This is a genomic window from Butyrivibrio proteoclasticus P6B7, assembly GCF_000622085.1.
In the GTDB taxonomy this organism is placed as follows: Bacteria; Bacillota; Clostridia; order Lachnospirales; family Lachnospiraceae; genus Butyrivibrio; species Butyrivibrio proteoclasticus_A.
Genome location: NZ_JHWL01000006.1, coordinates 63,620 through 89,879 on the forward strand (window position 1 = coordinate 63,620; position 26,260 = coordinate 89,879).

The window sequence follows — 26,260 nt, forward strand, 5'->3', positions numbered from 1 at the left end:
CAAAAATTTAAGGCGCGTGCTTTAGGCACGTGCCTTTTTATTATACTTGTAATACTTACAGATATCATTAAGACAACAGATCTCGCACTTGGGGCTTCTGGCTACGCACACTGCCCTTCCATGGTCCACAAATCTGTGACAAAGATCATTCCCATCATCTGGTGGAACTATCTTCCATAGCTCTTTTTCCACCTTGGCAGGATCCTTGATATCATCCACAAGACCGATCAGGTTAGACAATCTGATGCAGTGGGTATCCGTAACAATGGCAGGCTTCCCATACACATCACCAAGCACCAGGTTAGCACTCTTCCTTCCAACACCGGGAAGGGTTAAAAGAGCTTCCATGGTATCCGGAACGCAGTCGTTATACTGCTCATGAATTGCCTTCATGCAGGCAGATATGTCACGGGCCTTGGATTTACCCAGGCCACAGGGTCTTACAATTTTCTCAATTTCCTCCACAGGAGCCTCTGCAAGAGCCTTAACTGTTGGGAACTTCTCATACAAAAGAGGCGTTATCATATCCACCCTTTTATCTGTGCACTGGGCCGCAAGACGGACACTTACAAGAAGCTGCCAGGCCTTGTCATAAGCCAGCGTACAGTGGGACGTGGGATATTCTTTTTTAAGTCTTTCAATTACTTCCAGAGCAAGCTTTTTCTTGGTCATGTGATGCAATCCCCATTATCTTATCCACAGCTATTATTTCTTATCAAACTGATTCTGATTGTTTCCATCAAACTGATTATTTCCACCAAACTGATTGTTTCCAGGATACTGGTTATTTACACCAAATTGGGTGGTTCCAGCTTCTCTCTCAACTACAAATCCGCCAATTACACTGGTCTCTGTGCCGTTACCGTTACTATACTGTGGAAGGTTCCAGTTAATTACAGGAATAGGGTTATTCTGAACCGGCGCCTGCTGATTCTGATTATTACCAAGAATAGTGGTTCCATTGGCTGTCTGGGCCTGTTCCATATTGCTGATGGTAGAAAGAACTGTTGTTGCATATGGATCTGCTGCCCCAACATTGTTACCATTGTAGCCAGCATTATTGTTATTGAAACCGGCATTGTTACCAGCTCCCAGAAGCGTTGTCTGATCGCCAGCTGGAGCTCCTGCCCCTAAAAGGGTAGTCTGGTCTCCCATGGCAGCACCGCCACCAATAAGGGTTGTCTGGTCTCCCGTAGGAACTGCATTGTTCATTGGCATGTTCATGGCATTCATAGGGGCTCCATTTCCATAGGTTCTTCCTGTGTTTCCATAAGTTCTGCCAGTATTTCCAAAGGTTCTGCCGGTGTTTCTAGAAAGAACTCTTCCACTGTTCTTTCCGCCGCTTCGCACATTGCTTCTGCCATCAAGGTTACCAGAGGTGTTCCAGGCAATAACCGCTCCGTTATTCTTACTACGAAGGGCACCCTGAATATTACCTCTTGCAGCATCGCTTCTGATCCTTTCGATCTGCTTCTTGGCATCCTGACCGGTAAGAACAGCAAAATAATGCTTAACATCCAGTTTAAACCACAAAAGTATCGCAATCAGTAAAAGAACGATACCTACAATTCCCGTTATTAAAGCAAGCTGGTTGTAATAACCAATGTATGAATTAGACATAATTACTCCTTGCAAAATTCATATAACGAATCATCTGATTCAAAAATCCAATTACTTTCCGTAAGCCACATCCAGGGCTTCTTTAGCCTTAACAAAGAGGTCTTTTTCCTCACTGACCTTGTTCTTAATATCATCAGTAAGGTCATCCCTTGTCATGATATCTGTATCCATGTGGGTAAGGGCAAGATTAAGAACCTCATTGATGTCATCATATTCAAGGTTCTCATTCCTAAGTCCGTTTGAACTATTATAAACAAGTGTTGCTATCTCTTTGTAAACCAAAAGAGCTGTGGTAGGATTATCTGACTCTGAGATATTATCCTGAGCCATTTCTGCCAGAAGGTCCCAATACTCCTTAAAAGAGATCTCTACATCGCCGTCAGGACCAGCCTTACCGATAGAAGCATAGTGAGATGCAATCCTGTAAAGCCTCTGGGCTCTGTTCATCTTCTTGTCATCAAGCTTTCCACAATCAATGGCTTTTTTAAACCATCCAGCAGCCATCTTCTTGTTGCCGGTTTCTGCATAACAATAGAAGTAGGCAACTCCAAGCTTATAGCAAACCTGGGAATACAGATCCTTGTTGGCACTTAATCTCTTTTCCACAGTGTCCTTATTATCCACAGGCAGGATAAAGATCTGTCTTATATAGTCACTTTCCTCAGGAGTCAGAACATCGTCCTGAAGCACAAGACTGTCGATCATGGTGTAGTAAGCACTCTCATTATCAGGCTGGGTCTGAATGGCCTCTGCAATAAGCTCAAAGGAAGTCTTCTCATCAGTAGCAATGATGGAATCCGAGATACAGGTCTCAACATGCTCCTTGGTCTTGATACCACCCTGGATCTTGAAGAAGGCACTCATACTGCAGAAGGCAATGGCTGCCACCAAAATACAGGTAAAGGTTGCAACTCCGACTCTGGCGCCTCTTTTAAAGCCTCTGTCCAGCTCTTTATAATTCTGAAGATCGTACATAACCTCAGCGCAGGAATTGTATCTGTCATCTGGATTATTCTGAACACACTTCTCAATAATGTACTCAAGTCCTGCAGACAGCTGAGGATTCCAGTATCTGATAGGATAGAACTCGTATGGAGGCTCACTTGGATTCTTACCTGTAACCAGGTGATAAAGTGTGGCTCCAAGGGTATAGATATCCGTTCTTGCATCAGTCTGACCCATTCCGCCAAACTGCTCAGGAGCCGCATAGCCTCTGGTTCCAAGATATGTTGTATCCCCTGAATTGTTCTGCTTATACTCACGGGCTGTACCAAAGTCAATAAGGGTAATGGTACCATCTGGTCTAAGCATGATGTTGCCCGGCTTTAAGTCTCTATAAATGATGGGCGGTCTTCTGGTGTGCAGATACTCAAGTACGTCACAAAGCTGGATTCCCCACTCAATAACATATTCCTGAGGCTGAGGTCCCATGTAATCCAGGGCCTTCTGCAGCGTATTACCCTCGATATAGTCCATAACAATAAGGAATCGTCCATCCTCATCAATAACGTCAACGATACTTGGAAGATATGGGTGAGACAATTGTTTTAAAAGATCTGTCTCTGTAATAAGACTCTGACGCACCATCTGGAAATTGGTTACAGAGTCCTTTCTGACCTCTTTGATGGCCCACTGCTTGTTGGCACGCTCATTCATGGCAAGGTACACAGTACTCATACCACCCTGACCAACAACGTTAAGGACCTTATATTTTCCGCCTACTATACTTCCTATTTCTAGCATGATTTTATCCTGTTATCTTTTCTTTTTCTTTTGCGAATTTGCTCTTGGTGTCTTTTTATTGTTTTTCTTAGCCTTATTTGTTGCAGCATTACTTGTGCTGCGATTTGCTGAACTGTTGCTGCCCTGATTCTTAAGCTTCCTGGTGCTTCCATCCGCAGTTGCAGAAGGACTCTTAAGGTACGCCGGCAGGCTCTTAATGTAGATCACAAGCTCTTTTGCCGTATCACTAAGATTAAGGCCCGGCACTCTGCCCCTTATTGAGAGCTTGGACTTAATATTGCAGACCGTATCATTTGTGGCAATGGTAAGAAACGGCGTATACCAGCTTCTCTTTCCACCTGGGTTATTACTAAGGTAACTTCCCTTCTCATCTGCTCCATGAGAAATGATCTTGATATCCTCGACCTTCATGACGTCAAGGCTCCTGCCATAATGAAGGATCACATTGTCAAAAACGTAGGTATTATAATCGCTTGCAAAATACACAGTTGGAAGATGAATGCTCTTTTCAATCTCCTCAAGGGCTTCCTCATCTATCATCTCTGCCTTTTTGCGAATCTTCCTGATCCTGAGAAACTCTACAATCACCATAATCACCATGATGAACATGGCAATCACCAGGAGCTGTCTTGGCAAACTATTCTCCCCTGTGAAGAATGGCACCTTAGTCAGTAATACCCATGATGCCACCACTCCTACAGCACTTGTTAAAAGAACTATGAGTTTGCGGCCAAACCAGTCTGAAATATTGGCGCAGTTGATCCTCTTAAGAGCCACAGGTTCAAAAGGATAAGTTCTTGTCTTGAACATATCTCGTGGATTGCCCTTAAGAACTGGATCCTCGTAGTCAACACTTGGGGTAAGAATCTTGGACTGCATAAATTTATATGCGTCTGAGCACTCAGCATCGCTCATAAATTTAAACAGATGAAAGTCCGAATTTGTTGCATAAATCCACAAATCCTTGCCAATAGCACCGTAGGAAGCAACTTCGTTATAGTTAATAACATCAAGCTCTCTCTGAGTTCCTACAATCCACTCTCTAAGGAAGAAAAGACCTGCATTCTTGTAGCAAAAAGAACCATAGCCTTCAGCTATATTCTCATTAATGAGGTCTCTTATCTGTTCTGAAACCGGCACTGAGTTCCTGTGATACTTAATAAATCCCATCACATAGACTACAAAAAGCCACAAACAAACAAGACCTGCCATATCAATCAGAAAAGCCAGAAATGAATAAAAATCTCCCAGCTCCAGCCCATCTAAAATCTCACCACACACAAACAAAATTGGAGTCATAACCAGATAAAGGATTATATCCCTGATGATCAATCTATACTGTCTTGTAATATCTTTATTTTTAATTCCCTTAACAGATATAAAGCCATCTTCACCGCTTATCTGCTGAGCAAAGCGACCAAGTATATCTTCACTATTAAATTCAAGTTCTTGTTCCATTTCTTCTGATTCCTAACAAATAACAATATATACGAATACATACAATTATATCCGAAATCTCAGTTTTTCAAAATAGAAAAAAGGAAGGTTCTGAAACCTTCCTTTTCATCGTGGCTGTACCTGTAGAAATATTGAATTACTTCTCCTCTTTCTCTTCCTTAACTGTCTCTGGGAAGATGATTTTATTTACGAAGAAGAATACTACCATGGAAACTCCGCCGTTAAGTACTGTTGTGCCGATGTTGTAGATGAATGGTGCTACGAACTTGCCGGCAACAGCAACCCAGATGCAGTTGATGGAGTTAACGATGCAGGTGATAAGGATGAATGCTGCAACGTACCATGCGATCTGCTTGCCTGGCTTGTCGTGGTTACGGAATACAAAGATCTTCTGAATTGGGAAGTTGATGCACTCACCAATTACCATTGCGATCATGTACGCTGTAAAGTAAGCAAGGCCGCCATGTGCCTGGTCATATCCAAGAATATTCCACTGGAATGTCTCTCCGAAAAGTGTAAGTGGAATTCCTGGCCATCCAAAGGATCTGTCTCCCATAAATGCAAAAGCAGCTGGTAAGAAGGTAAGAAGCAGATACTTAAATACTGTGATCAAATTACTTACGATCACGAACAGTCCGCCCTCTCTAACCCACTTTGCAATCTTTGGGTGCTTTTCTGCGAAATCATTCCAAAACTTCATGTTACTTATTCCTCCATTTATACAACAACTATATCTTTTATCTGATCCGAATACTGCGAATCACTATCTTACTCTGCTATATTCTTAAGCTTCGCTTCATACTTCTTGTTAAGCTTGCCATTTCTAAAGTATCCGCTGATAACCTTGCCAAGACCTCTAAAGAAGTGGCCATTAACTATCTCAACAATTCCATATACCATATCCATGCTTACAGCACCGCCTGTCATCTTGGCCATAGCCCTGAATGGCATGTTGTAGATAAAGAGAATGTTAAGATCAGGCTTACCCTTTGCATCAGCCTTCTTTTTCATGGCTGTAAGTCTGTTGTAAGCAAATCTTGCAAGGCCGCTCTTAGCGTAGTACATCTGGCAGATGGCGTCATTTACAGAGAGCTGTCCGCTCCACTTTCCATCTGGAATAGTACGTCCAAGAAGAATCTCATACTCTTTATTATCCACGGTCTGAACCTTGCCACTGTAGTAGCTTGGAATCTGGTGTGGTACATAAGGAAGCTCCTTAGTAGTCTCAGCCTTGGAAACATTACCTGTAAGTCTGATATCTGCTGAGCTTGCACCTACCATGATAAGGTAAGATCCTTCCTCAACTTCCCATTTATTAGTCTTAACATTAAAGTATCTGAAGGTCTTATCATCAAATGGAATCTCAACCTTCTTGCTCTCACCAGCCTTTAAGAACACCTTCTTAAAGCCCTTAAGCTCTTTCTTAGGTCTAAATACCTGAGCTCCTGGAAGTCCAACATAAAGCTGTGCAATCTCTGCGCCGTCCACCTTACCTGTGTTGGTAATTGTAAAGGAAGCGCCCTCTGCGTTTACAAAGAGATCACTGTACTCAAAGGTTGTATAGGACAGACCAAATCCAAATGGATAAAGAACTGGAACCTCTGCTGTATCGTAATATCTATAACCTACATAAATACCTTCTCTGTATTCTGTAGTTCTTTCACTACTTGGATAGTAGCGATAGCATGAGGTATCTTCAAGTCTTCTTGCCATGGTCTCAGAAAGCTTACCACTTGGGTTAACTGCACCTGTCAGAATGTCCATAACAGCTCCTGCTCCAGCCTGACCGTTAAGGTAGCAGTGAAGCATTGCCTTAAGATAGTGATGCCAAGGCATCTCGATGGCAGAACCAGCACTTATAACGCCCACGAGATTGCTGTTGACCTGACCAAGCTCTTTTAACAGATCGATCTGATTCTGAGGGATTCTCATATGATTACGGTCCATACCCTCAGACTCGCTGTCCTCATTAAGGCCAAAGAAATAAAGAACTATATCAGCCTTTTCAGCCATGGCGATGGCCTCTTTTCTGGTGGCTGCATCCTCCTGGCCATCTCGTGAATAGCCTCTGGACTTACCCAGTACCTGAACGTCATATTCAGAAATGATATCCACAATAGACTCAACCTTGGTTGGATTAACAAGGCTACTACCAGCGCCCTGATATCTAGGATCAAAAGCAAAGTCTCCGATGATGGCAACCTTAGCGCCAGGCTTAAGAGGAAGGATATTGTCCTCGTTTTTCAAAAGAACTGCACTCTCTCTTGCAGCCTTTCTGGCAACATCATGGTGAGCCTTTTCATCAAATTTATCACTCTTATTCTGAGCATTAACATAAAGAGTCATAACTGCGTCAAGGAGCTCATCAACTCTCTTGTCCACATCCTCAATACTGATCTTGCCACTTTCTACTGCAGCAATAAGTTCTCTTGCAGAGTCAAGGCCAGGATTAGGCATCTCAAGGTTAGAGCCTGCTGCCACTCCTAGAGCATGATCATTGGAAGCACCCCAGTCAGTAATAACAATTCCGTCAAAGCCCCATTCATCTCTCAAAATATCAGTCAAAAGATGCTTATTTTCATTGGCATAGACACCATTAACCTCGTTGTAGGCTGACATGATGGTCTTAGCCTTACCTTCTTTTACAGCAATCTCAAAGCCTGTGAGATAGATCTCTCTAAGAGTTCTCTCATCAATTACAGAATTCATTGCCATTCTGCGAAGTTCCTGAGAATTAACTGCAAAATGCTTAGGACATGCATAAACGCCCTTTGACTGAATTCCTCTAACATAAGAAGCTGCCATTTTACCTGCAAGATATGGATCCTCTGAGAAGTACTCAAAGTTACGTCCGCAAAGAGGGCTTCTTTTTATATTAAGTCCTGGTCCAAGAAGTACGTTAACACCCTCAGCCATTGCCTCTTCTCCAAGAGTCTGTCCAAGAGTCTCTCCCAGCTCCTCATCCCAGCTGTTAGCTATTGTTGCTGCTGTAGGAAAGCATGTGGCAGGAAGTGATGCATTAAGTCCCAAATGATCTCCTGCTCCAGCCTGCTTTCTAACCCCGTGAGGTCCATCAGAGCAAAAGATAGATGGTATTCCAAGTCTCTCGAAATCCCTTGTTTGCCATTCACCCTTTCCACTAAGAAAAGCAGCCTTCTCTTCAATTGTCATCTTCTCAATGATATCTTGATATTTCACACTTATCCCCTTTATACAGGCTTTGGTGCCTGCCCTATAATAGAGCAGGCACTGCCTGATTGATTTATTTAATGATTATTCTTCAGTTACAACCTTTGCCTGTTCTTTGTTATTCTTGAACTTCTTGATGAAGAGGCACATAAGACCTACCATAAGAATTCCAAAGATAACATCAAGAACGATCATGAGCTTCTTCCAGGAAGCCATACCCATTGAAAGGTTCTCTGGTGCATAAGCACGGCTGTTTACTACTGTGTAGAGGATGTTCTTAGCTGCATCTCTCATAGCCTGCTGAGCGCCGTTTGTATCTCTGAACTGTACGTTGTTTGTAGCTGTTGGGTAGTTAACAAGCATACAGTCTGTACCGTTACGGATAGCCTGGTCAGATGACATGTATCCGTAAACTCCGAAGTAGTCAGTAAGAACGAAGCCTTCAAAGCCCCACTCATCTCTAAGAACTGTCTTAAGAAGTGATGAAGAGCCGCCTGCCCAACGGTTACCAATGTAGTTGAATGAAGACATTACTGCTGTGTGCTCAACATTCTTTACGCACATCTCGAAAGGCTTAAGGTAGATCTCACGGATAGCCTGCTCATTAGACCATGTGCAGAGCATGTCACATCTGTTACCTTCCTGATCGTTCATAGCGAAGTGCTTGATGTAAGCATAAACACCGTTCTCCCATGAACCCTGTGCTGCGTTAAGAGCGATGTATCCTGAAAGGACACTATCCTCTGAATAGTACTCGAAGTTACGTCCAGCAAATGCTGTTCTGTGAATGTTCATAGCTGGTGCGTACCAACCAGATACATCCATCTCATTAGCCATCTTACCGATGTAATCACCAAATGAGTGAGCAAGATCCTTATTGAATGTTGCTGCGATTGTTACACCTACAGGGAATCCAAGAGATCCTACACCTGTAAAGTTGTTGTTGATTGAAGCAGGTCCATCACAGTCGTTAGTACGAACCTTGCCGATTGACTCAACTGAGTTAGTCTGGTATCCACCAAGTGAAATAAGAGCGTTCATATCATCAAGTGACATGCTGTCAAGGAGCTCATCCCACTTAGGATCGTCCTTTGAAAGACCTCTAAGGTCTGCAAGCTGAAGGCTTGTTGAAGCACCTGTTGTTACAGCCTCTGCGTTTGGATCCTCATCAGCTGCTGTTGCTTCTTCTGTTAAGTAGTTACTGATGTTGTAGAAAGATGACTTAGCTTCAGCTGACATCTCATAATTTGATGGAGCCTTTGTAGCTGCATTGTAGTTAGCAAAGCCATCTGCTCTTGAAAGGTACTCGATATCACCCTCTGCATAATCAAATGTGTTAGTAGCTGTGATCTTATCAGATGTTCTTGCGTTAGAACCTGTGTAAGCCACTGTGCTAGCTACTGAATATGTCTTTGTATCGATTGCTGTGTGAGAATCCTTGTTGATAGAGATCTCATAGTCACCAGCCTCAAGAACATATCCCTTAGCGTTCTGATAATCATATGAAGCCATATCTTCTACTGCAAAAGAGATTGTGATTGTCTCTGATGCGCCTGGCTCAAGGAGAGATGTCTTTTCGAACTGAATGAGGTTAGCTGATGCCTTCTCAATTCCGCCGTTCTCATAAGGAGGATTGTAGTAAACCTCTACTACGTCCTTACCTGCTACTGAACCAGTATTTGTTACTGTTACATCAAATGTGATATTGCCATCTGCCTCAGTAATATCACCCATTGTCTGCTCAAATGTTGTATAAGAAAGACCATATCCAAATGGATACTGAACTACGTCGTCGTAGTTGATAAGTCCCTCTAAAGCTGCTGTCTCATAGAACTTGTATCCAACATAGATACCTTCTACATAGTTAACGAATGAAACGTTAGCTGTTGACTCTATTCCTGTGAAGCCTGTGGATGTGTATGCGAACTCATCCATGTTAGTGTAGTTAAAGTCACCAAAGTTGTTCCACCATGGTGTAGCCTGAAGATCATATACATAAGTATCAATTGTCTTACCAGATGGGTTAACCTCACCTGTAACGATCTCACCAAGAGCCTCCATACCAACATGGCCCATGCCTGCTGCCCAGAGAACACTCTTGATCTGTGGATGATCCTTAACAAAACCAAGCTCGAAAGCGTTAGCGCCGTTGTAAACAAGGATTACGTTATCGAAGTTAGCGCAGACAAGGTCGATCATCTCTTCCTCTCTGTTTGTAAGCTGAAGATAGTGATCACCAGCATCCCAGTCGTTACCCTCGTTAAGAGAATCATCATAAGTTCCTGCTGTATAAGTTGTTCCATCCTGGAAAGAACCATCTACAACTGAAGGCATATCTGTTGGAAGGTCAGCACCTTCTCCGCCTGAACGGCTGATAACGATCATTGCTGTATCAGAGAAGCTCTTTGCACCTGAAATGAGCTCATCTGTATAAAGAGATACGTTAGGTTCAGGAAGTGTCCAGTCCTGATTCCACATTCCTACTGTAGGTCTGTCTGCCTTGTAGTCTGTGTAGAACTTAGTAAGATCTGCATTTGTCTCAATTCCTGCGTCTGCAAGGGACTGAAGAAGATCGATGGTGTCGTAAGCATCGTTAAGAGCTCCAGATCCAGCACCACCAAGAATAGGGTTTGTTGATGCCCAACCAAATACATTAAGTTTAGAGCCAGATGCAATTGGAAGTGTATTTGCATCGTTCTCCAAAAGAACAATACCTTCTCTTGCAATATCCTGTGCAAGAACAGTTGTGGCATCAGAAGTTTCCTTAGAAATTGTTCCGCTTCCACTTACAAGATCAAGCATTGTGCTCATAGGACCTGTACAGATCATATTCACACAAATAACAATACCTGTGAGCATAGCAACAAGTGCTGTGCCTCTGATAAGCTTCTTAAGTGGCTTGTTGACCTTAAGCACTGCGATCATAAGAACAATTGCAACTGCAACGATCACGCCAATAGCTATCAGATAAGACTTAATCGAATTAATGACGTTAGCAACGTCATCCAGATTGATAGATAACATATGGTAACCTCCCTTTGAAATATGCTGTGCCTGCCATTACCATTTGACAGGCGATTACATGTACACCATAGCACCAACAAAAAAAACGTGCCGTTTTTGTCACAAACGGTACGTTTTTTGTCATGAACTGATTTTTATTTTACTTTTTTGCATTTTAAAGCTCTTCATGGCTCTTTTTCTTGGCCACATACATGTTGTCATCCATCTTCTTAAAGAAGCTGTCCAGGTCATCTTTATCGTAGTCGTAAAGGCTATAGCCAAGGGAAAGAGAAATCTTATACTGCTTATTTTCGGCTTCATTAAAGATCCTTACTTCCTCTCTGATACCCTCTGCAATCTGTTCCAGCAGTATTTCTGATGTTCCCTTAACAAGAAGGATGAACTCATCTCCTGCAAATCTTATGGCAATGGCATTTTCAGGCTTAGCCATAAGGATAATTCTGGATACATCAGTAAGGGCCTCATCTCCAACGGAATGTCCATATGTATCATTGATCTTTTTAAAATGATCCACATCGATCATAATGCCGCCCAGCTTAGTGGACGGATTTTTGGAGGAAACCTCCATTTGATAGTCCAGATAAGCTCTGTTATAAAGCCCCGTAAGGGTATCAATATAGGAAAACTCATTCTGAATGGACATATAAACAGCTGTAAGTCCCACAGCCAGTGACACCCATATAAGAGAGACACCGTAGAAGGCAATCTGTAAAAGGCATCCCAAAGCAATAGGTCCAAGCATCAGATATAACGGGAAGAAACGGACTTTTCCATACTTTTTCTGATAATCTTTTAATAGGATGACACTATATATCAGATATACGGTCTCAACAATGTAAAAGACATAGCCAAAAGGCAGCCTATGATAAGTATTATGTTCATCAATAAGAAAAACAAAGGGGACAAAAATGTTGACCAATGCTGCCAGCACAAGTAAGACTGCCGGAATCGCAGCATATTTGTAGACTCTTAGTATTCTATTCTCATTGTGGTAAAGCTTAAGATCCTCATAAAGGAGCCAAGAGAATACGAAGATAGGATTGGCAATAAAGCAGTAAGTATTTCCAAGGGTATTAAAGACCTTGAAAAATGGACCTCCCCATCCATCAAAATAAAAGGCGAAGAAATCTATTACACAGGAGGTAGCAGATAAAAAAGCTATGACACTAAAGATCTTAAGCTCCAATCCGCCATCTTTTCTTCTTATTCTACTGCTGATCATCATAGCCAGAATCAGTATAAAACCGACATAATCGGCTACTGCTACGGCAACAATATTCATGCATTGCCTCCCTGGGGAATAAGAACCTTAAGTTCAAACCAGTTATCATTGAGGTCAAAGGTAAGACTTCCATGATATTTTTCGGCTGTATAACGAATAGACTTAATTCCAAAGCCATGGTTTCCTTTATCGGCTTTGGTAGTAACAGGGTATCCATTTTTAATTATAATATTATTTTCACAATAATTGTTGATTTGTATTAAAACAAAATTTTTTTTCTGCGAAATCGTTAAGTGAATTAATCTCTTTTCCGGATCCGGAATCATGGAAACGCTCTCTATTGCGTTATCTAAAGCGTTACCAAATATGGTACAGATATCTGCAACATGCATAAAATCAAGCACATCTCCATCTGCCACACAGGTAATCTTGATATTGTTAGCTCTGCAGCCTATCATCTTACCTGCAATAAGGGTATCCAGGACACTATTGCCGGTCTCAAGCTCAGGACTGTAGGATTCAAGCTCCTGTTCCAGGGAATCAATCCATTCCTTACGCTCCTCATCACTCATCTCAGCACGAAGACCTGCAATCTGATGCTTAAGATCATGGTATTTCATGTTGATAAGCTCAAAAGTACTCTGATAGTTGCGGTACTTTTCGTACTGGGCCTTAAGCATCGAGTGGATATTTCTTAGCTCTTTTTCCGCAAGGAGTTCACAAATTCTGCTCTGGTACACATACAGGATCATGATTCCAGCCAGGTCTACCAGGGTCCTTATATAGAACACATCTGCAGTAACCTCTGTAGAAAATGGCGTATTCTGGAATATAAATGAAAGGTTACTAAATGCAAAAACCGCTGCTGCGATCAGTACGGCTGCCAGAAGCTCTCTAGCGTTGATCTCCAGCTGGAAAACGCCTCTGGTAATGCTGACTTCCATGTAATGGGCCCAGATAAATACAATGGCATAGATCACGACCAAAAGAATCAGCTGAAGCACAAGGGATCTGTTCTTACTGTATAGATAACAGGCCAGCTGCCACTCTAATGAGGCTGCCAACTCCGCCAAAAGAAAGGCTCTTGCGCAGTAATAACCTATGACATTCCTGGAATCATCGCAGGTAAAGTACATAAAAAGAAACATGAATCCCACTGCTATAAGCATGCAAGGGACCCACAGGTAAACAGTAAGGCTCTTAGTCAGCACCAGAAACATGCTCTGAATTACAAGCGCCAAAATAGAAGCCAGAATAAAATCCTCTGACTTTAGTTTTCTTTTCATAACCCCGCAGTAGACCATACAAGCCAGCCACTCTGCCAGGGCCGTATATATTCTTGGTATATCCTGATAAAAAGATGTTTCCATTATTAGATCACTTCCGCCATGTAGTTGGTAAGAGCCGCCATGAAGTCATTCTTCCTGGCCCTACTGATAAGAAGGCTCTCGCCGTTTATGATACAGCATCCGTTTTCCACGCCGTCCACATGTCTTAGATTCACAAGATATCCCTTGTTGCTTCTAAAGAAGTGGTAGCCAAGAAGCTGCTGCTCATAGTCCATGAGCTTTGCTCTGATGCTGAAGGTCTCGTTAAAGGTGTGAAAGATAATGTTATGACCTGAGCTCTCAATATACAAAAGGTTATCTATGTAGATCTTTTTAACCCCGGAGGGCATCTCGATTGTCATAACATTGGTGCTACGCTTATTGATCTTGGAAATGGCTCTTCCAAGCTTTTGAGAAAAGGCAAAGTAGCTGACGGGCTTAAGCACGTAGTCAAGGGCATCCACCTGATATCCCCTGATTGCATAGTTGGTCATGTTGGTAATAAACATAATGATCACGTCCTGATCCAGCTTCCTGATCTCTTCAGCGGCGGTCATTCCATCCATGAGTTTCATTTCGATATCCATAAGGATAATGTCGAACTGTCCCTTGTAGCCGTTGGTGATCTCGTCGCCGTCCTTGAATCTGGTGATCTTAAATTTATTGCCACTTTCCGACTGGTATTTATTTATGTATTCTGTCAGCTGAGAAGCGTAGGAATCCTCGTCCTCAACTATGGCAAGCTCTATCATCTCTTTACTCCCGGGTATAGTAATTATCTGTTAAAAGAACTAACCTCTTCTGCGGTCAATTCCTGATTCCTTGTAATATCTTTGTTTATCCTCGTACATGTGATCATCTGCTATCTTATATAATTCATCAAAGGTGGAAATGTCAGGATGATCTCCCACCTGGGCAACCCCTAGAGCAACACTAAGATTGGATACTTTCCTGCCTTTGTATTCTGACAAAAGCTTTCTTAGCTCTTTTACCTTGGATTCCACCGTTTCCCTATCCTCAGTGATTAGTATTGCAAATTCATCGCCGCCCATTCGGCAGATAGTAGCCTCATTGCAGGAACCAAATGCCTTCTGGATGCATCTTGCTGCTCCAACAAGCAGCTCATCGCCAGCGTCGTGGCCGTATGTATCATTGTAATATTTGAGTCTGTTGGCGTCTATATTAATCAGTGTAAGATTTGGAGATCTTTTTTCTTTATCATTGTAGTATTCAACCTTGGTGTAGAAATATCTGCGATTGTTAAGGCCTGTCAGCTCATCCTGGTAGGCATATTCTGTTACGGTGGCAAATTCTTCCTCTTCCTCAATTGAGATGCCTATCTGCTGGAATATAATGAATACCTGAACAAGAGCATAGCTCATAAAGCCCGCAATAACGAAAGCCAGATAATTCTGACTTATACCCAACATATAGCCTAAAAGACCTATAGCAGAGAAAACCACAAAGATGGTATTACCAATAGCAACTGCACTCTTTACCGTCCTGTCCACATCAGATCGCATAGTAATAATTACAATACAGATAACATGGATAAATACGGTAAATACCATGAAATGTCCCACATATTCTGTAAGATTCCAGTCAAATACTCCCAGCATGCACAAAATGATCGATATAACAGCAACCACTCCCATAATAAATACAAGGGCATCTTCTCTTTTATCATGTCTGTTGGTAAGAGAACGCAGAAGCTCCAAAAAGGTCAGGGGCATGAACATAAAGAGCACGTCATTGATGATGGCAAAGGCTGTAGGATGTCCATAAAGAGCCTGCATAACCATAGTTTCACAGACGATCCACATAGATGCCACCGTAGAAAATACACCTGTATAAAGCAGGGTAAAGAATGAATACCTTGCTCTGACTCTTTTTCCCTGGGTAATATAGTAGATTGCAGCTCCCACCTCCGCAATACCAGAAATAAAGAATGTGGTAACCAGAGTAAGTGAAAAGAGATTTTTAAGAATAATATGAGTAATATAACCAGAGGATGAAAAAACAAAGGCATCGGAAATTCTTCTGGTGTACACTGAATCCTGTACATCGATCACAAGCTTTACCGTTTTACCTGAATATATCTTTTTAAGAGGAATATAAAGCTCATTGTGGCCCACATTGGTCTCTCTGCCCAAAAAGTAATTGGGATTTGATGAGTAAACCAGCTGGTTACCAATATAAACATCAGCAGTCTTGTAGAAGCACTGTACTACAAGGACCTGATCCCTGTAAAGGTAAGGAAGGGTCCTTTCCATGACTACATATCCACGGGCTGCGCAGGGGAGATCTTCCTTGACCCCATTAATATCCCAACCCTTATCTATGTTAATATACTGCTCATTATAGGCTGAGGAAATATCAGCGCTGCCCAAAAAGGCCGTAAGGATTACGGCCAACAGTGTTGTTATAATTATGATAAGAAAGCCAATTCGATACTTATACTGCTCCATAGTATCTCCTTATATTACCACTTTATTGTATCATAATTGGCTATATTGCGTTGATAAAATATGATAAACTAGTTTATAGACTTTTAATAAATTGATTGGAGAAATGATATGGCTAAGATTGTTAATCCAGAGAAATACAGTGCTTCTGAGGAAGCAAAGGGAAATGTAGCATATTCAGAGAGATCAAGACTTCTTTTATTTGGTCTTCCTTGGACTTTTACCAAGTATGAGATCAGGGACAATGTGCTTACTATCATCAAGGGTCTTTTCACAATCCGCGAAAATGACTGCTATATGTACAAGATCAGTGATGTGGAAATAACAAGAACTCTGTTTCAGAGGATGTTTGGACTTTCTACAATTATCTGCTATACATCAGATGTAACTGACCGCACTATCATTATGAAGAATATCAAGCATGGCCGTGAGGTTAAGGATTTCCTTCTTCAGGCATCAGAGAGTGCACGTCTTCGTCGCCGCACTGTCAGCATGCAGAACATCGGCTTCGGAGCTGGCGACATCCACGACGTAGACGACGTCGACGACATCTCCGGACATATTGATAATTAAGTTGTTGGCTATCCGGAAGGGACACTGGGGGCTTAGCTTTGCAGATGCTCACGTTTCCTCGTTGTTAGCTATCACAATTCAAAAGAAGGACAAGCCTCATTTCGACGTTGCTCATAGCAATCGGCTTGTCCTTCTTTTTTCATTGGATATCTAATCAACTCGTGCAAATGCTCGCATCTGCAAAGCTAAGCCCCCAGTGTCTATTCTGGATAGAAGTAATTAATAGATCAATATTCCGGAAAATCATAGTCCTATTTTGGGGTTCTTTTTACAATTCGTAGTGATCTGCGTTAATGTACTTTACGTCGCGTTCTCTGGTTTCTGCTCCGTTCTGGGCGTTGTTTGGAGGGGTGACACCGAAGAAGTTATTGAAGAACTCAGCAAAGGAGTTGGTTCCTATAAAGGCTACGTCGGTGCTGACTGCGGTTACTGCTGAGCGCTGCTCCTGGGTGCAGTTAACTTTGGCACAGTCGCGGATAGTGAAGCGCTCAAGGATCATTTCTGGTGGAATGTTCTTGTCGATATTAACAAGGGCGCAGTCTTCAATAATAACTCCTTCATCGTTATTTGCTACAAGGTCATAGTCCACGTTCATGATGGCACAATCGCGAAGGACTAATCCTTTTTTTACATCAAGTTGTTCACATGTGGCTCCAATTCGGTTGAAGTTATCCACAAGTTTATGGTCGATAATCACCTTTCCATCTACATGGAGCTTAGTAATTCTACTAAGGGCGCTCTCGCTTGACTTATCAATTCTGATATCTCCGATAACATAGAGCTTATCGCCATAAGTATTGATCATCTGCTCATCAAGAACTGATCCGTCTGCTTCAACAATCTTGTGATCATCTGGAATCTCTTTTATCTGAGCTTCTACATTGAAGAGCTGAAGAGCCTTTTCCAAATGCCCCTTTCTGATATAGACCTTTTCTGTGAAGAATTTATTTCTTTTCTCTATGAGCTTGTCATAGTCGGTTTCATTATCCATGTCGCAGATATAGGTAGCTGCGTAATATCCTTTTCCCTCCTCGGTTCTAAGTGGGAAGTATTTATCCAGCTTGTACTTGTTGCTAAGAAGCACATAGTCATCAGGATATACTTTGGTCATACCATTAAGGGAAAGGCCCTTAAGTGGAAGGATTGCAGAGATGCTTCTTGGGCAAAGGATGATTCCATTAACAGTGATGTTCTTATACTTTTTGAGGATTTCTTCTGTGCCTGGATGGATTCTGAGCATTCCGTTAACACTAAGAGTAGCGCCTTCTTCCACAATCTTATTCTTATCAATTTCGATGATTCCGTTGATGCTCTGAGTGTTGGTCTTAGAGTTCTCTCCGTTTTCATCCTCGCTAATAAATTCATCTGCCTGAATATTAAAAGGAAGTCTGTTGAGGATTTCCTTACTTCTGTCATCAACCAGCATCTCGTCTGTGTTTATGGTTATCTCTTCATACATTGTGTAGTTGTTTTCGTTGATTTTCCTTGCATCGCATACATCGCAGTTGATCTTAAGTCTCATAGTGTCATCCTCTCTTTTATGTGTTTTCTGGCATCGCTTAGTTTACTTCTTACTGTTCCCGGCGGCAGATCAAGGATCTTGCCAATCTGTCCAGAGGTCATTCCGCCCAGGTATTTCATAGTAAAGATCTTACCCTCATCTCCCGGAAGGGAATTGATAAGCTGGATCATTTCAAACTCAGAATACTTATCTGGCTGGATCATTAACTGGGTCTGTCCTTCGGTAAATGAATCTGTCAGGGTCTCCCTCTTACACTTGCGGTAATCATCTATAAAGAGATTCTTAATAGTACGGTAGAGCCAGGCTCTTCTTTGGTTAGGCTCAAGCTCTTTTATCTCATCATAGTGATCTATGGCTTTCACAAAGCCTTCCTGTACCAGCTCCTGTGCCTTGTAGGGATCCAGTGTCATGTTCTGACACCATCTGACCAGCTCGTTATATAATTGTTCGTATAGCTCTGTGATTTCCTGATACATAGTTTTTTGGTCTCTGTTGTCTTAATATAAGCTCTTGTTCTTTTGCAAAAGAGCTATATACATCTGTCTTCTGGTACGCTTGTCACAATCACAATTATACACGCTTTCGAGCCTGTACCACTCACCAATTTGGGCATTTCCACAGCTTTCGTTATGATTCCATGGCGCCCCATAAACTAAATCCATCACGTTTCCCATATGTAACCTCCAACTGTTACTACTGATTATCAGTTCATTTCGGCGCCTTCATATGTATAACGGATGAGAAAGGGAAAGTGTTGGACAATTTCAAAATTTTTTTCAAAAAAATAAAGGCTAGTGTGATTTCTCACACTAGCCTTTTATAATCTTAACTTAGTCTCGCTAAGCGATTACTTCTTATGCGTTAACGATCTTGCCGAAGTCTGGCTTAAGTGAAGCACCGCCGATGAGACCACCGTCGATGTTTGGCTTTGAAAGAAGCTCAGCAGCGTTGCCAGCGTTCATAGATCCGCCGTACTGGATGCGAACTTCATCAGCTGTAGCCTTATCATAAAGCTTAGCGATAAGCTCACGGATGAATGCGCAAACTTCCTCAGCCTGATCAGCTGTAGCTGTCTCGCCTGTTCCGATAGCCCAGATAGGCTCGTAAGCGATAACAAGCTTCTTAACCTGGTCAGCTGTTACACCGCTAAGATCCCATGTGATCTGTCTCTCGATCCACTCTTTGTAAGTACCAGCCTTACGAAGTGCAAGTGACTCACCACAGCAAAGGATTGGTGTAAGACCAGCAGCGAATGCCTTCTTAACCTTTGCATTGATAAGGATATCATTCTCGCCGAAGATGTCTCTTCTCTCAGAATGTCCCATGATTACATACTTAACGCCTGCATCAACAAGCATAGGTGCAGAGATTTCTCCTGTGAATGCACCCTTGTCCTCGATGTAGAAGTTCTCAGCACCAACGTTAACGTTTGTACCCTTTACAGCCTCTACTACAGGAACGATGTCGATAGCTGGTACGCAGTAAACTACGTCTACAGCATCATTGTTAACTAAATCCTTAAGCTCAGCAACAAGCTTAACAGCCTCAGAAGGTGTCATGTTCATCTTCCAGTTGCCGGCAATAATACGTCTTCTTGCCATTTGTTGGCCTCCTTATAATACGTTCCAGTCTTGATGTGCCTTTTTCGCTTACGTTTGCACTGCGTAAAAAACGTAGGAGTACATAAGTCTGTAAAGGACACAGACTAAGTACTCACGTTTTTTAAGCTAGCTCAAAAGTCACATCATTCCTGTCACTCATTTATTAAGTATTTCTAACTCATCTCACCAATCACTATTGGCAGGACTCTTTCCTTCCTAATGCTTACTTATTATCTGCTGCGTAAACGCCTGGAAGCTTCTTGCCTTCAAGGAACTCAAGAGATGCTCCACCACCTGTTGAGATGTGGCTCATCTTGTCAGCATAGCCAAGCTGGTTAACAGCTGCAGCACTATCACCACCACCGATGATTGTTGTAGCAGATGTCTCTGAAAGTGCCTTAGCAACTTCCTTTGTACCTGTTGCAAGAACTGGGTTCTCGAATACGCCCATAGGTCCGTTCCAAACTACAGTCTTAGCAGACTTAACTGCCTCTGAGTAAAGAGCGATTGTCTTAGGTCCGATATCAGCACCCTCTTTGTCAGCAGGGATCTTATCAGCATCAACGATTGTTGTTGTGATTGAAGGATTGTCGATAGGATCTGGGAAGCTGTCGATGCAAACTGTATCAACAGGAAGAAGAAGCTTCTTACCAGACTTCTCAGCCTTCTCCATCATTTCCTTACAGTAATCAATCTTAGTCTCATCAAGGAGTGACTTACCAATCTCATATCCCTTAGCCTTAAGGAATGTGTAAGCCATACCACCACCGATGATAAGAGTATCGCACTTCTCAAGAAGAGTGTTGATAACGTTGAGCTTATCAGCAACCTTAGCACCACCAAGGATAGCTACGAAAGGTCTTACTGGGTTCTCAACAGCGTTTCCAAGGAAGTCGATTTCCTTCTGCATAAGGTAACCAACTACATTGCTTCCACCCTTTTCTGTGATGTACTTAGTAACAACTGCAACAGAAGCGTGTGCTCTGTGAGCTGAACCGAAAGCGTCACATACATAATCATCTGCAAGATCAGCAAGTTCCTTAGCGAAAGCCTCACCAGCCTCTTCAGGCTTAGTCTCTTCCTTGCCTCTGAATCTTGTGTTCTGGAGAAGGATTACATCACCTTCATTCATAGCTTCAACAGCTGCTGTAGCGTCAGCACCTGTTACGTTGTAATCAGCAATAAACTTAACTTCCTTGCCAAGCTTCTCTGAAAGTCTCTTAGCAACTGGAGCAAGTGACTCACCCTCGTTAGGGCCATTCTTAACCTTTCCAAGGTGTGAGCAAAGGATAACCTTACCGCCATCCTTTACAAGCTTGTTGATTGTAGGAAGAGCTGCTACGATTCTTGTTTCATCTGTAATCTCACCGTTCTTAAGAGGTACGTTGAAATCGCAACGAACAAGTACGCGTCTGCCCTTAACGTTGATGTCGTCAACTGACTTTTTGTTTAATGACATAATTTTGTCTCCTTTTCTTTGGATAATAAAAGAGGATCCAGGTCCTAACGGACCGGACCCTCTTAAAACAGTCTTGGTTTTCTTGTTTTCACAAGGAAGTTCGACTCTCGCTGCGCTCGATCGAACTAAGTAGTACACCAAGCTCGAAAAGACCTCGCTAGGTGATTACTTAACGAACTTCTCGAAGTACTTGATTGTTCTAACCATCTGTGATGTGTATGAGTTCTCGTTGTCATACCATGAAACAACCTGAACTTCGTAAAGGTCATCACCGATCTTTGTAACCATTGTCTGTGTAGCATCGAAGAGTGAACCATATGTCATTCCAACGATATCTGAAGATACGATCTCATCCTCGTTGTAACCGAATGTCTCAGGATCTGAAGCCTTCTTCATAGCTGCGTTGATAGAATCCTTTGTTACCTCTGTAGCTGACTTAACAACTGCGAAAAGAAGAGTTGTTGAACCTGTTGGAACAGGTACTCTCTGAGCAGCTCCGATGAGCTTGCCGTTAAGCTCTGGGATAACAAGGCCGATAGCCTTTGCAGCACCAGTTGAGTTAGGAACGATGTTAACAGCGCCTGCGCGTGCTCTTCTAAGGTCGCCCTTTCTCTGTGGTCCGTCAAGGATCATCTGGTCACCTGTGTAAGCATGGATTGTTGCCATGATACCAGACTGGATTGGAGCGTAATCGTTAAGTGCCTTAGCCATAGGTGCAAGACAGTTTGTTGTGCAAGATGCAGCTGAAATGATGTTGTCATCTGCTGTAAGTGTCTCGTGGTTAACGTTATATACGATTGTAGGAAGATCATTTCCTGCAGGAGCAGAAATAACAACCTTCTTAGCACCAGCGTTGATGTGTGCCTGAGCCTTATCCTTTGATGTGTAGAAACCTGTACACTCGAGAACTACGTCTACACCAATCTTGCCCCAAGGAAGATTGTTAGCGTCAGCTTCCTTATAGATCTCAATCTCCTTACCATTTACTGTGATTGAGTGATCGCTGAAAGATACCTTGTCAGCGTACTTGTACTTGCCCTGTGATGAATCATACTTGAGAAGGTGTGCAAGCATCTTAGGATCTGTAAGATCGTTGATTGCTACGATCTCTGTTCCCTCATGCTCAAACATCTGTCTGAATGCAAGACGACCGATACGGCCAAAACCATTGATTGCTACTTTAACTGCCATTTTAAGTTCCTCCTAAAATGAATTTTATATTGAGTTGCTGTTACATATCAGAATTGATAATTTTTTATCAGCAACTCTAATTCTAATAGACTTTCTGCTATAAATCAAGTCACAATATTAAAAAAGTGGTATGATTCTATTAGCCATTGACATAAACTTTTGGAGGTAAACATGATAAAAGCAGACTACCATTTACATAGTCACAATTCAGGTGACAGCAAAGCCCCCATGGAAGACATGATCACAAGCGCAATAGATAATGGCCTTGAATATATGTGCTTTACAGAGCACATGGACCTGGATTTCCCTATATCTGAGCAGGATCCAGCCGGCACCTTTGAAGTAGATCTAAACTCTTATCACAAAGAGCTACTTTATCATAAGGAAAAATACGCAGATAAAATTACTATAAACTACGGTATTGAACTTGGTCTCCAGCCCCAGGTGGCAAAGGGAAACCAGGACCTTGTAAATTCCAATGATTTCGATTTCGTAATAGGTTCCCAACACGTAATAGACAGACTTGACCCCTACCACAGCACCTACTGGGAGGGCAGGGATGAAAAAGCCAGCATCCGTAAATACTTTGAGGAGACCTTCGAGAATCTTAAGCTCTTTTCCGACATCGATGTTCTTGGTCACCTCGACTATGCCGTAAGATACGCTCCCCACAAGGAAGACAATTATGATCCAAGGGACTATCAGGACATTCTTGATGAGATTCTTACTTATATTATTAAGAAGGACATCGGTCTTGACTTTAATACTGCTGCCCTTTCAAAGGGCCTTAATAATCCCAATCCACATCCATTTATTCTAAAAAGATACAAAGAGCTTGGGGGATCAATAATAACCTTTGGCTCCGATGCCCATGTTCCTGAAAACGTTGCAGGATACTTTGCCAAAGCCAGAGATATAGCCATATCCTGTGGATTTACAGAGTACTACACCTTCAGTAACAGGCAAAAGACATCCCACAGACTTTAACCTTAATAGCTTTATAGAATTACCTAAATATAGTAAAATATTCTTATATTAATTCATTTATGGAGGACGAGGATGTCACAGGATAATAATAAGAAGAGCAGAAGACAAAACATTTATGGTTCTATTTTCACTCTTAAGGTAAGCCAGCTTTGTATTGCTTTGGGCCTTACTATTTTGCTCTTTTTGCTTGATGTCATAGAAGCCATAAAGCATGGATCTCTTGACAACATCAATCCCTCACGTCCCTCTTCCTATGTGATCATTATCATCATAGTCTTTTTTGTTATATCCATTTTTCTGGATCTTTATATCTTAAAAAGAACTATGGCAATCGGAAACAGACTTAATGAGCTTGCTTACATCGACAAGCTTACAGGTCTTCCAAACAGGTACAGCTGTGATCTTCTTTTTGAGAGCTTCAACTCTGATAACAAGCTTCAGAACGCAGGCATTATTGTAATGAAGATAAACAACCTTGGAAAGGTTAATTCCAGCAGTGGACATCAGGGCGGCAACTGGCTCATCTCAGAGTTCTGCACCATACTTGAAGAGGTTGGAGAAAACTATGGCTATGTCGGCCGAAATGGCGGAAACGAATTCATCACTCTTCTTGAAGACTGTGACAGCACTAAAGCTGATATGTTCCTATTGGATCTCACCAAAAGGATCCAGGGTTACAATGAATTAAATGTAGGAGCACCAATAGAGGTGGCTTATTCAAGAGTTCTTAATTCAGATGCAAATGTGGATATAGTATCAAAACTTGTATCTCTTGGTTACAGAAAGCTTCTTGAATCCCCTCAGATCCTATCCTGATAATATATGAAATCTGACGTGAATTCTTTCTATCACAAACTGCATAAATTGACAGCTCTTTTAACAGTAGGTTTTGTTACCGTTTCTATGTGTGGCTGCGGTGAAGAGAAGACCTTCCAGAGTAATGCTCCCTCCTCTACCATAACGCCAGCAGTAAAAGGAAGTCGTGACAATACCCCTGTTTGTCTTGTGCCAACTGCTCCGGGAGAGGTGGTATACAGTAACAACTACGCACAGGTTGATGCCTCCAACTCCAGTGAGGGCTACGTGGTGGTTAAATATCTTGGAGAATCCCCTAAGGTCAAGCTTCAGATCGTGGGCCCCGACCAAGTAACCTACACCTACGACCTGTCCTCAATTCCTACGGACGAAGTCTTTCCGCTTCAATCAGGCAATGGCGAATATCTCGTAAACGTATATGAGAATATAGAAGGAACCCAGTATTCAATGGCTTTTTCAACGGTGGTAGACGTTAATCTGTCCGATGAATTCCTGCCTTTCCTGTATCCAAATCAGTATGTAACCTTTAGCAGCTCCTCTCTGGCAATTGCCAAGGGCGAAGAACTGGCCTACAGCTGTAACAGCGATCTGGACGTGGTTTCTGCAGTGTATAACTTCATGATCCAGAATGTAACCTATGACTACGATGAGGCAGAAACTGTTCAAAGTGGCTACCTTCCTGATGTGGACGAGGTCCTTACCACCGGAAAGGGCATCTGCTTTGACTACGCAGCGCTTATGACTGCCATGCTAAGAAGCCAGCAGATTCCAACCAGAATGGAAATTGGCTACGCAGGAACTGCCTATCACGCCTGGCTTAGTACCTACATTGAGGACGTGGGCTGGGTAAACGGCATGATCGAATTTGACGGAACCAAGTGGTCCCTTATGGATCCAACCTTTGCTTCCAATATGAAAAAGAAATCCGAACTCAAATCCTTCATTGGAGACGGTTCAAACTATTCAGTTAAGTACATTTATTAAATTCGGAGGTCTCATGAAATCTGGTCTTAGAATCAAAAAATTAAGCAGCTATGAAATCTCTAATTTCTGCCGCCAGATGGCTCTACTTATCAAGGCAGGAATTTCACCGGCTGAGGGAATCGACATCCTTATTGATGACACCAAGGATTCATCCTCCCAGAAGGTCCTTAATAAGATTGCTCAGGTTCTTCACAGCGGCGAGAAGTTCCATGTAGCTCTTTCTATGAGCGACGTATTCCCTGAGTACGTTGTTCACATGGTTACCATCGGTGAAGAGTCTGGAACATTGGACACCGTAATGGATTCCCTGGCGGACTACTACGACCGTGAAGAGAATATCCAGTCCAATATAAGAAGTGCCATCAGCTACCCTCTCATCATGGTATTCATGATGCTGATCGTGGTGCTGGTTCTTATCATCAAGGTACTTCCTATATTCCAGCAGGTATTTGCGCAACTGGGCACCAACATGAGTGGTTTCTCCCAGTCACTGCTTAACATGGGTAACCTCCTTAATAAGTATTCCTTCGTAATGATCGCAGTACTTATTGTAATTGCCTTTTTGTTCTTCTATTTTTCCAACACAGAGCCTGGTAAAAAGAACTTTAAAAAGCTGCTAAATAAATTCAGGCCAACACATAAGCTGATGCAGGAGCTTGAATGTGAGCGTTTTGCCAGCGGTATGGTTCTCACTCTTTCGAGCGGAATGGACACCTACGAGGGTCTTTCCCTGGTACACAAGCTGGTGGAGAGTAAAGAAATGAAAGACAAAGTATCCAAGTGTCGTGAGCTTTTAATGGACGGGGAATCCTTCCCGGACGCCCTTTCCAAGGCCAACATCTTCACCTCCTTCTATTCACAGATGATCTCCGTTGGCTTTAAATCCGGTTCCATGGACACAGCAATGAAGCAGATTTCCGAGCGATACGAACATGAGACAGAGAGAAAGATCTTTTCCCTTATCTCAGTTCTTGAGCCTACATTGGTAATTATTCTATCCCTTGTTGTTGGTATGATTCTGTTGTCCGTTATTCTTCCTCTTATGGGAATAATGTCAACTATAGGTTAAAGAGGTTTT

At 42.3% G+C, this 26,260-nt stretch carries 22 protein-coding genes; 5 read left to right on the forward strand and 17 right to left on the reverse strand.

Annotated features, from left to right (window positions below):
• Positions 1 to 21: 21 nt before the first annotated feature.
• The 11 genes from T541_RS0107065 to T541_RS0107115 all read right to left on the reverse strand — a co-directional run bounded on the left by T541_RS0107065 (position 22) and on the right by T541_RS0107115 (position 16,052).
• Positions 22 to 672, reverse strand: coding sequence for an endonuclease III domain-containing protein (locus T541_RS0107065; protein ID WP_026652033.1), 651 nt, complete (start codon positions 670 to 672; stop codon positions 22 to 24).
• Between the two features lie 33 nt (positions 673 to 705).
• Positions 706 to 1,620, reverse strand: a complete 915-nt coding sequence (locus T541_RS0107070; protein WP_026652035.1) for a hypothetical protein — start codon at positions 1,618 to 1,620, stop codon at positions 706 to 708.
• A 51-nt stretch (positions 1,621 to 1,671) separates the two neighbouring features.
• Positions 1,672 to 3,363 (reverse strand): serine/threonine protein kinase, encoded by a 1,692-nt coding sequence (locus tag T541_RS0107075; protein ID WP_026652036.1) that lies wholly within the window; start codon positions 3,361 to 3,363, stop codon positions 1,672 to 1,674.
• Positions 3,364 to 3,375: 12 nt separating this feature from the next.
• Positions 3,376 to 4,821, reverse strand: coding sequence for a hypothetical protein (locus T541_RS0107080; RefSeq protein WP_026652037.1), 1,446 nt, complete (start codon positions 4,819 to 4,821; stop codon positions 3,376 to 3,378).
• Between the two features lie 136 nt (positions 4,822 to 4,957).
• Positions 4,958 to 5,521, reverse strand: a complete 564-nt coding sequence (locus T541_RS0107085) for a GtrA family protein (protein ID WP_026652038.1) — start codon at positions 5,519 to 5,521, stop codon at positions 4,958 to 4,960.
• A gap of 68 nt (positions 5,522 to 5,589) precedes the next feature.
• Positions 5,590 to 8,019 carry a glycoside hydrolase family 3 C-terminal domain-containing protein gene (locus T541_RS0107090; protein WP_026652039.1) on the reverse strand — a complete coding sequence of 810 codons (2,430 nt, stop codon included), beginning with the start codon at positions 8,017 to 8,019 and terminating at the stop codon, positions 5,590 to 5,592.
• 75 nt (positions 8,020 to 8,094) lie between these two features.
• Positions 8,095 to 11,034, reverse strand: a complete 2,940-nt coding sequence (locus T541_RS0107095) for a glycoside hydrolase family 3 N-terminal domain-containing protein (RefSeq protein WP_026652040.1) — start codon at positions 11,032 to 11,034, stop codon at positions 8,095 to 8,097.
• Between the two features lie 154 nt (positions 11,035 to 11,188).
• On the reverse strand, positions 11,189 to 12,316 hold the full coding sequence (locus T541_RS0107100; RefSeq protein ID WP_026652041.1) for a GGDEF domain-containing protein: 1,128 nt from the start codon (positions 12,314 to 12,316) through the stop codon (positions 11,189 to 11,191).
• On the reverse strand, positions 12,313 to 13,626 hold the full coding sequence (locus T541_RS0107105; RefSeq protein WP_026652043.1) for an ATP-binding protein: 1,314 nt from the start codon (positions 13,624 to 13,626) through the stop codon (positions 12,313 to 12,315). The genes T541_RS0107100 and T541_RS0107105 overlap by 4 nt, the downstream gene beginning before the upstream one ends.
• 2 nt (positions 13,627 to 13,628) lie before the next feature.
• Positions 13,629 to 14,336 carry a LytR/AlgR family response regulator transcription factor gene (locus tag T541_RS0107110; RefSeq protein WP_026652044.1) on the reverse strand — a complete coding sequence of 236 codons (708 nt, stop codon included), beginning with the start codon at positions 14,334 to 14,336 and terminating at the stop codon, positions 13,629 to 13,631.
• 39 nt (positions 14,337 to 14,375) lie between these two features.
• Positions 14,376 to 16,052 (reverse strand): GGDEF domain-containing protein, encoded by a 1,677-nt coding sequence (locus T541_RS0107115; RefSeq protein ID WP_026652045.1) that lies wholly within the window; start codon positions 16,050 to 16,052, stop codon positions 14,376 to 14,378.
• 108 nt (positions 16,053 to 16,160) lie between these two features.
• Between T541_RS0107115 and T541_RS0107120 the strand changes: the two genes are divergently transcribed.
• The gene (locus T541_RS0107120) at positions 16,161 to 16,622 is read left to right on the forward strand and encodes a PH domain-containing protein (RefSeq protein WP_026652046.1); all 462 of its coding nucleotides are present in this window, start codon (positions 16,161 to 16,163) and stop codon (positions 16,620 to 16,622) included.
• A gap of 268 nt (positions 16,623 to 16,890) precedes the next feature.
• Here the strand turns inward: T541_RS0107120 and T541_RS0107125 are convergent, their stop codons facing one another.
• The 6 genes from T541_RS0107125 to gap all read right to left on the reverse strand — a co-directional run bounded on the left by T541_RS0107125 (position 16,891) and on the right by gap (position 22,395).
• Positions 16,891 to 18,144 (reverse strand): hypothetical protein, encoded by a 1,254-nt coding sequence (locus T541_RS0107125; RefSeq protein WP_026652047.1) that lies wholly within the window; start codon positions 18,142 to 18,144, stop codon positions 16,891 to 16,893.
• The gene (locus T541_RS0107130) at positions 18,141 to 18,620 is read right to left on the reverse strand and encodes an RNA polymerase sigma factor (RefSeq protein ID WP_026652048.1); all 480 of its coding nucleotides are present in this window, start codon (positions 18,618 to 18,620) and stop codon (positions 18,141 to 18,143) included. The genes T541_RS0107125 and T541_RS0107130 overlap by 4 nt, the downstream gene beginning before the upstream one ends.
• Positions 18,621 to 18,641: 21 nt before the next feature.
• A complete protein-coding gene (locus T541_RS21365; protein WP_155839476.1) occupies positions 18,642 to 18,818 on the reverse strand; it encodes a hypothetical protein in 177 nt (58 codons plus the stop codon).
• 180 nt (positions 18,819 to 18,998) lie between these two features.
• Positions 18,999 to 19,745, reverse strand: coding sequence for a triose-phosphate isomerase (tpiA, locus tag T541_RS0107140; RefSeq protein ID WP_026652049.1), 747 nt, complete (start codon positions 19,743 to 19,745; stop codon positions 18,999 to 19,001).
• Between the two features lie 223 nt (positions 19,746 to 19,968).
• Positions 19,969 to 21,204, reverse strand: coding sequence for a phosphoglycerate kinase (locus T541_RS0107145; RefSeq protein WP_026652050.1), 1,236 nt, complete (start codon positions 21,202 to 21,204; stop codon positions 19,969 to 19,971).
• A gap of 165 nt (positions 21,205 to 21,369) precedes the next feature.
• Entirely contained in the window at positions 21,370 to 22,395 is a 1,026-nt protein-coding gene (gene gap / locus T541_RS0107150; RefSeq protein ID WP_026652051.1) for a type I glyceraldehyde-3-phosphate dehydrogenase, read from the reverse strand.
• Positions 22,396 to 22,566: 171 nt separating this feature from the next.
• On the opposite strand from gap, the gene T541_RS19095 reads away from it, so the two are divergent.
• From T541_RS19095 to T541_RS0107170, 4 genes are all read left to right on the forward strand, one after another.
• Positions 22,567 to 23,382 carry a histidinol-phosphatase HisJ family protein gene (locus T541_RS19095; protein WP_034466389.1) on the forward strand — a complete coding sequence of 272 codons (816 nt, stop codon included), beginning with the start codon at positions 22,567 to 22,569 and terminating at the stop codon, positions 23,380 to 23,382.
• A 72-nt stretch (positions 23,383 to 23,454) separates the two neighbouring features.
• Positions 23,455 to 24,198, forward strand: coding sequence for a GGDEF domain-containing protein (locus tag T541_RS0107160; protein ID WP_026652052.1), 744 nt, complete (start codon positions 23,455 to 23,457; stop codon positions 24,196 to 24,198).
• 6 nt (positions 24,199 to 24,204) lie between these two features.
• The gene (locus tag T541_RS0107165; RefSeq protein ID WP_081779891.1) at positions 24,205 to 25,182 is read left to right on the forward strand and encodes a transglutaminase-like domain-containing protein; all 978 of its coding nucleotides are present in this window, start codon (positions 24,205 to 24,207) and stop codon (positions 25,180 to 25,182) included.
• Positions 25,183 to 25,195: 13 nt separating this feature from the next.
• The gene (locus T541_RS0107170) at positions 25,196 to 26,251 is read left to right on the forward strand and encodes a type II secretion system F family protein (protein ID WP_026652055.1); all 1,056 of its coding nucleotides are present in this window, start codon (positions 25,196 to 25,198) and stop codon (positions 26,249 to 26,251) included.
• Positions 26,252 to 26,260: the final 9 nt, after the last annotated feature.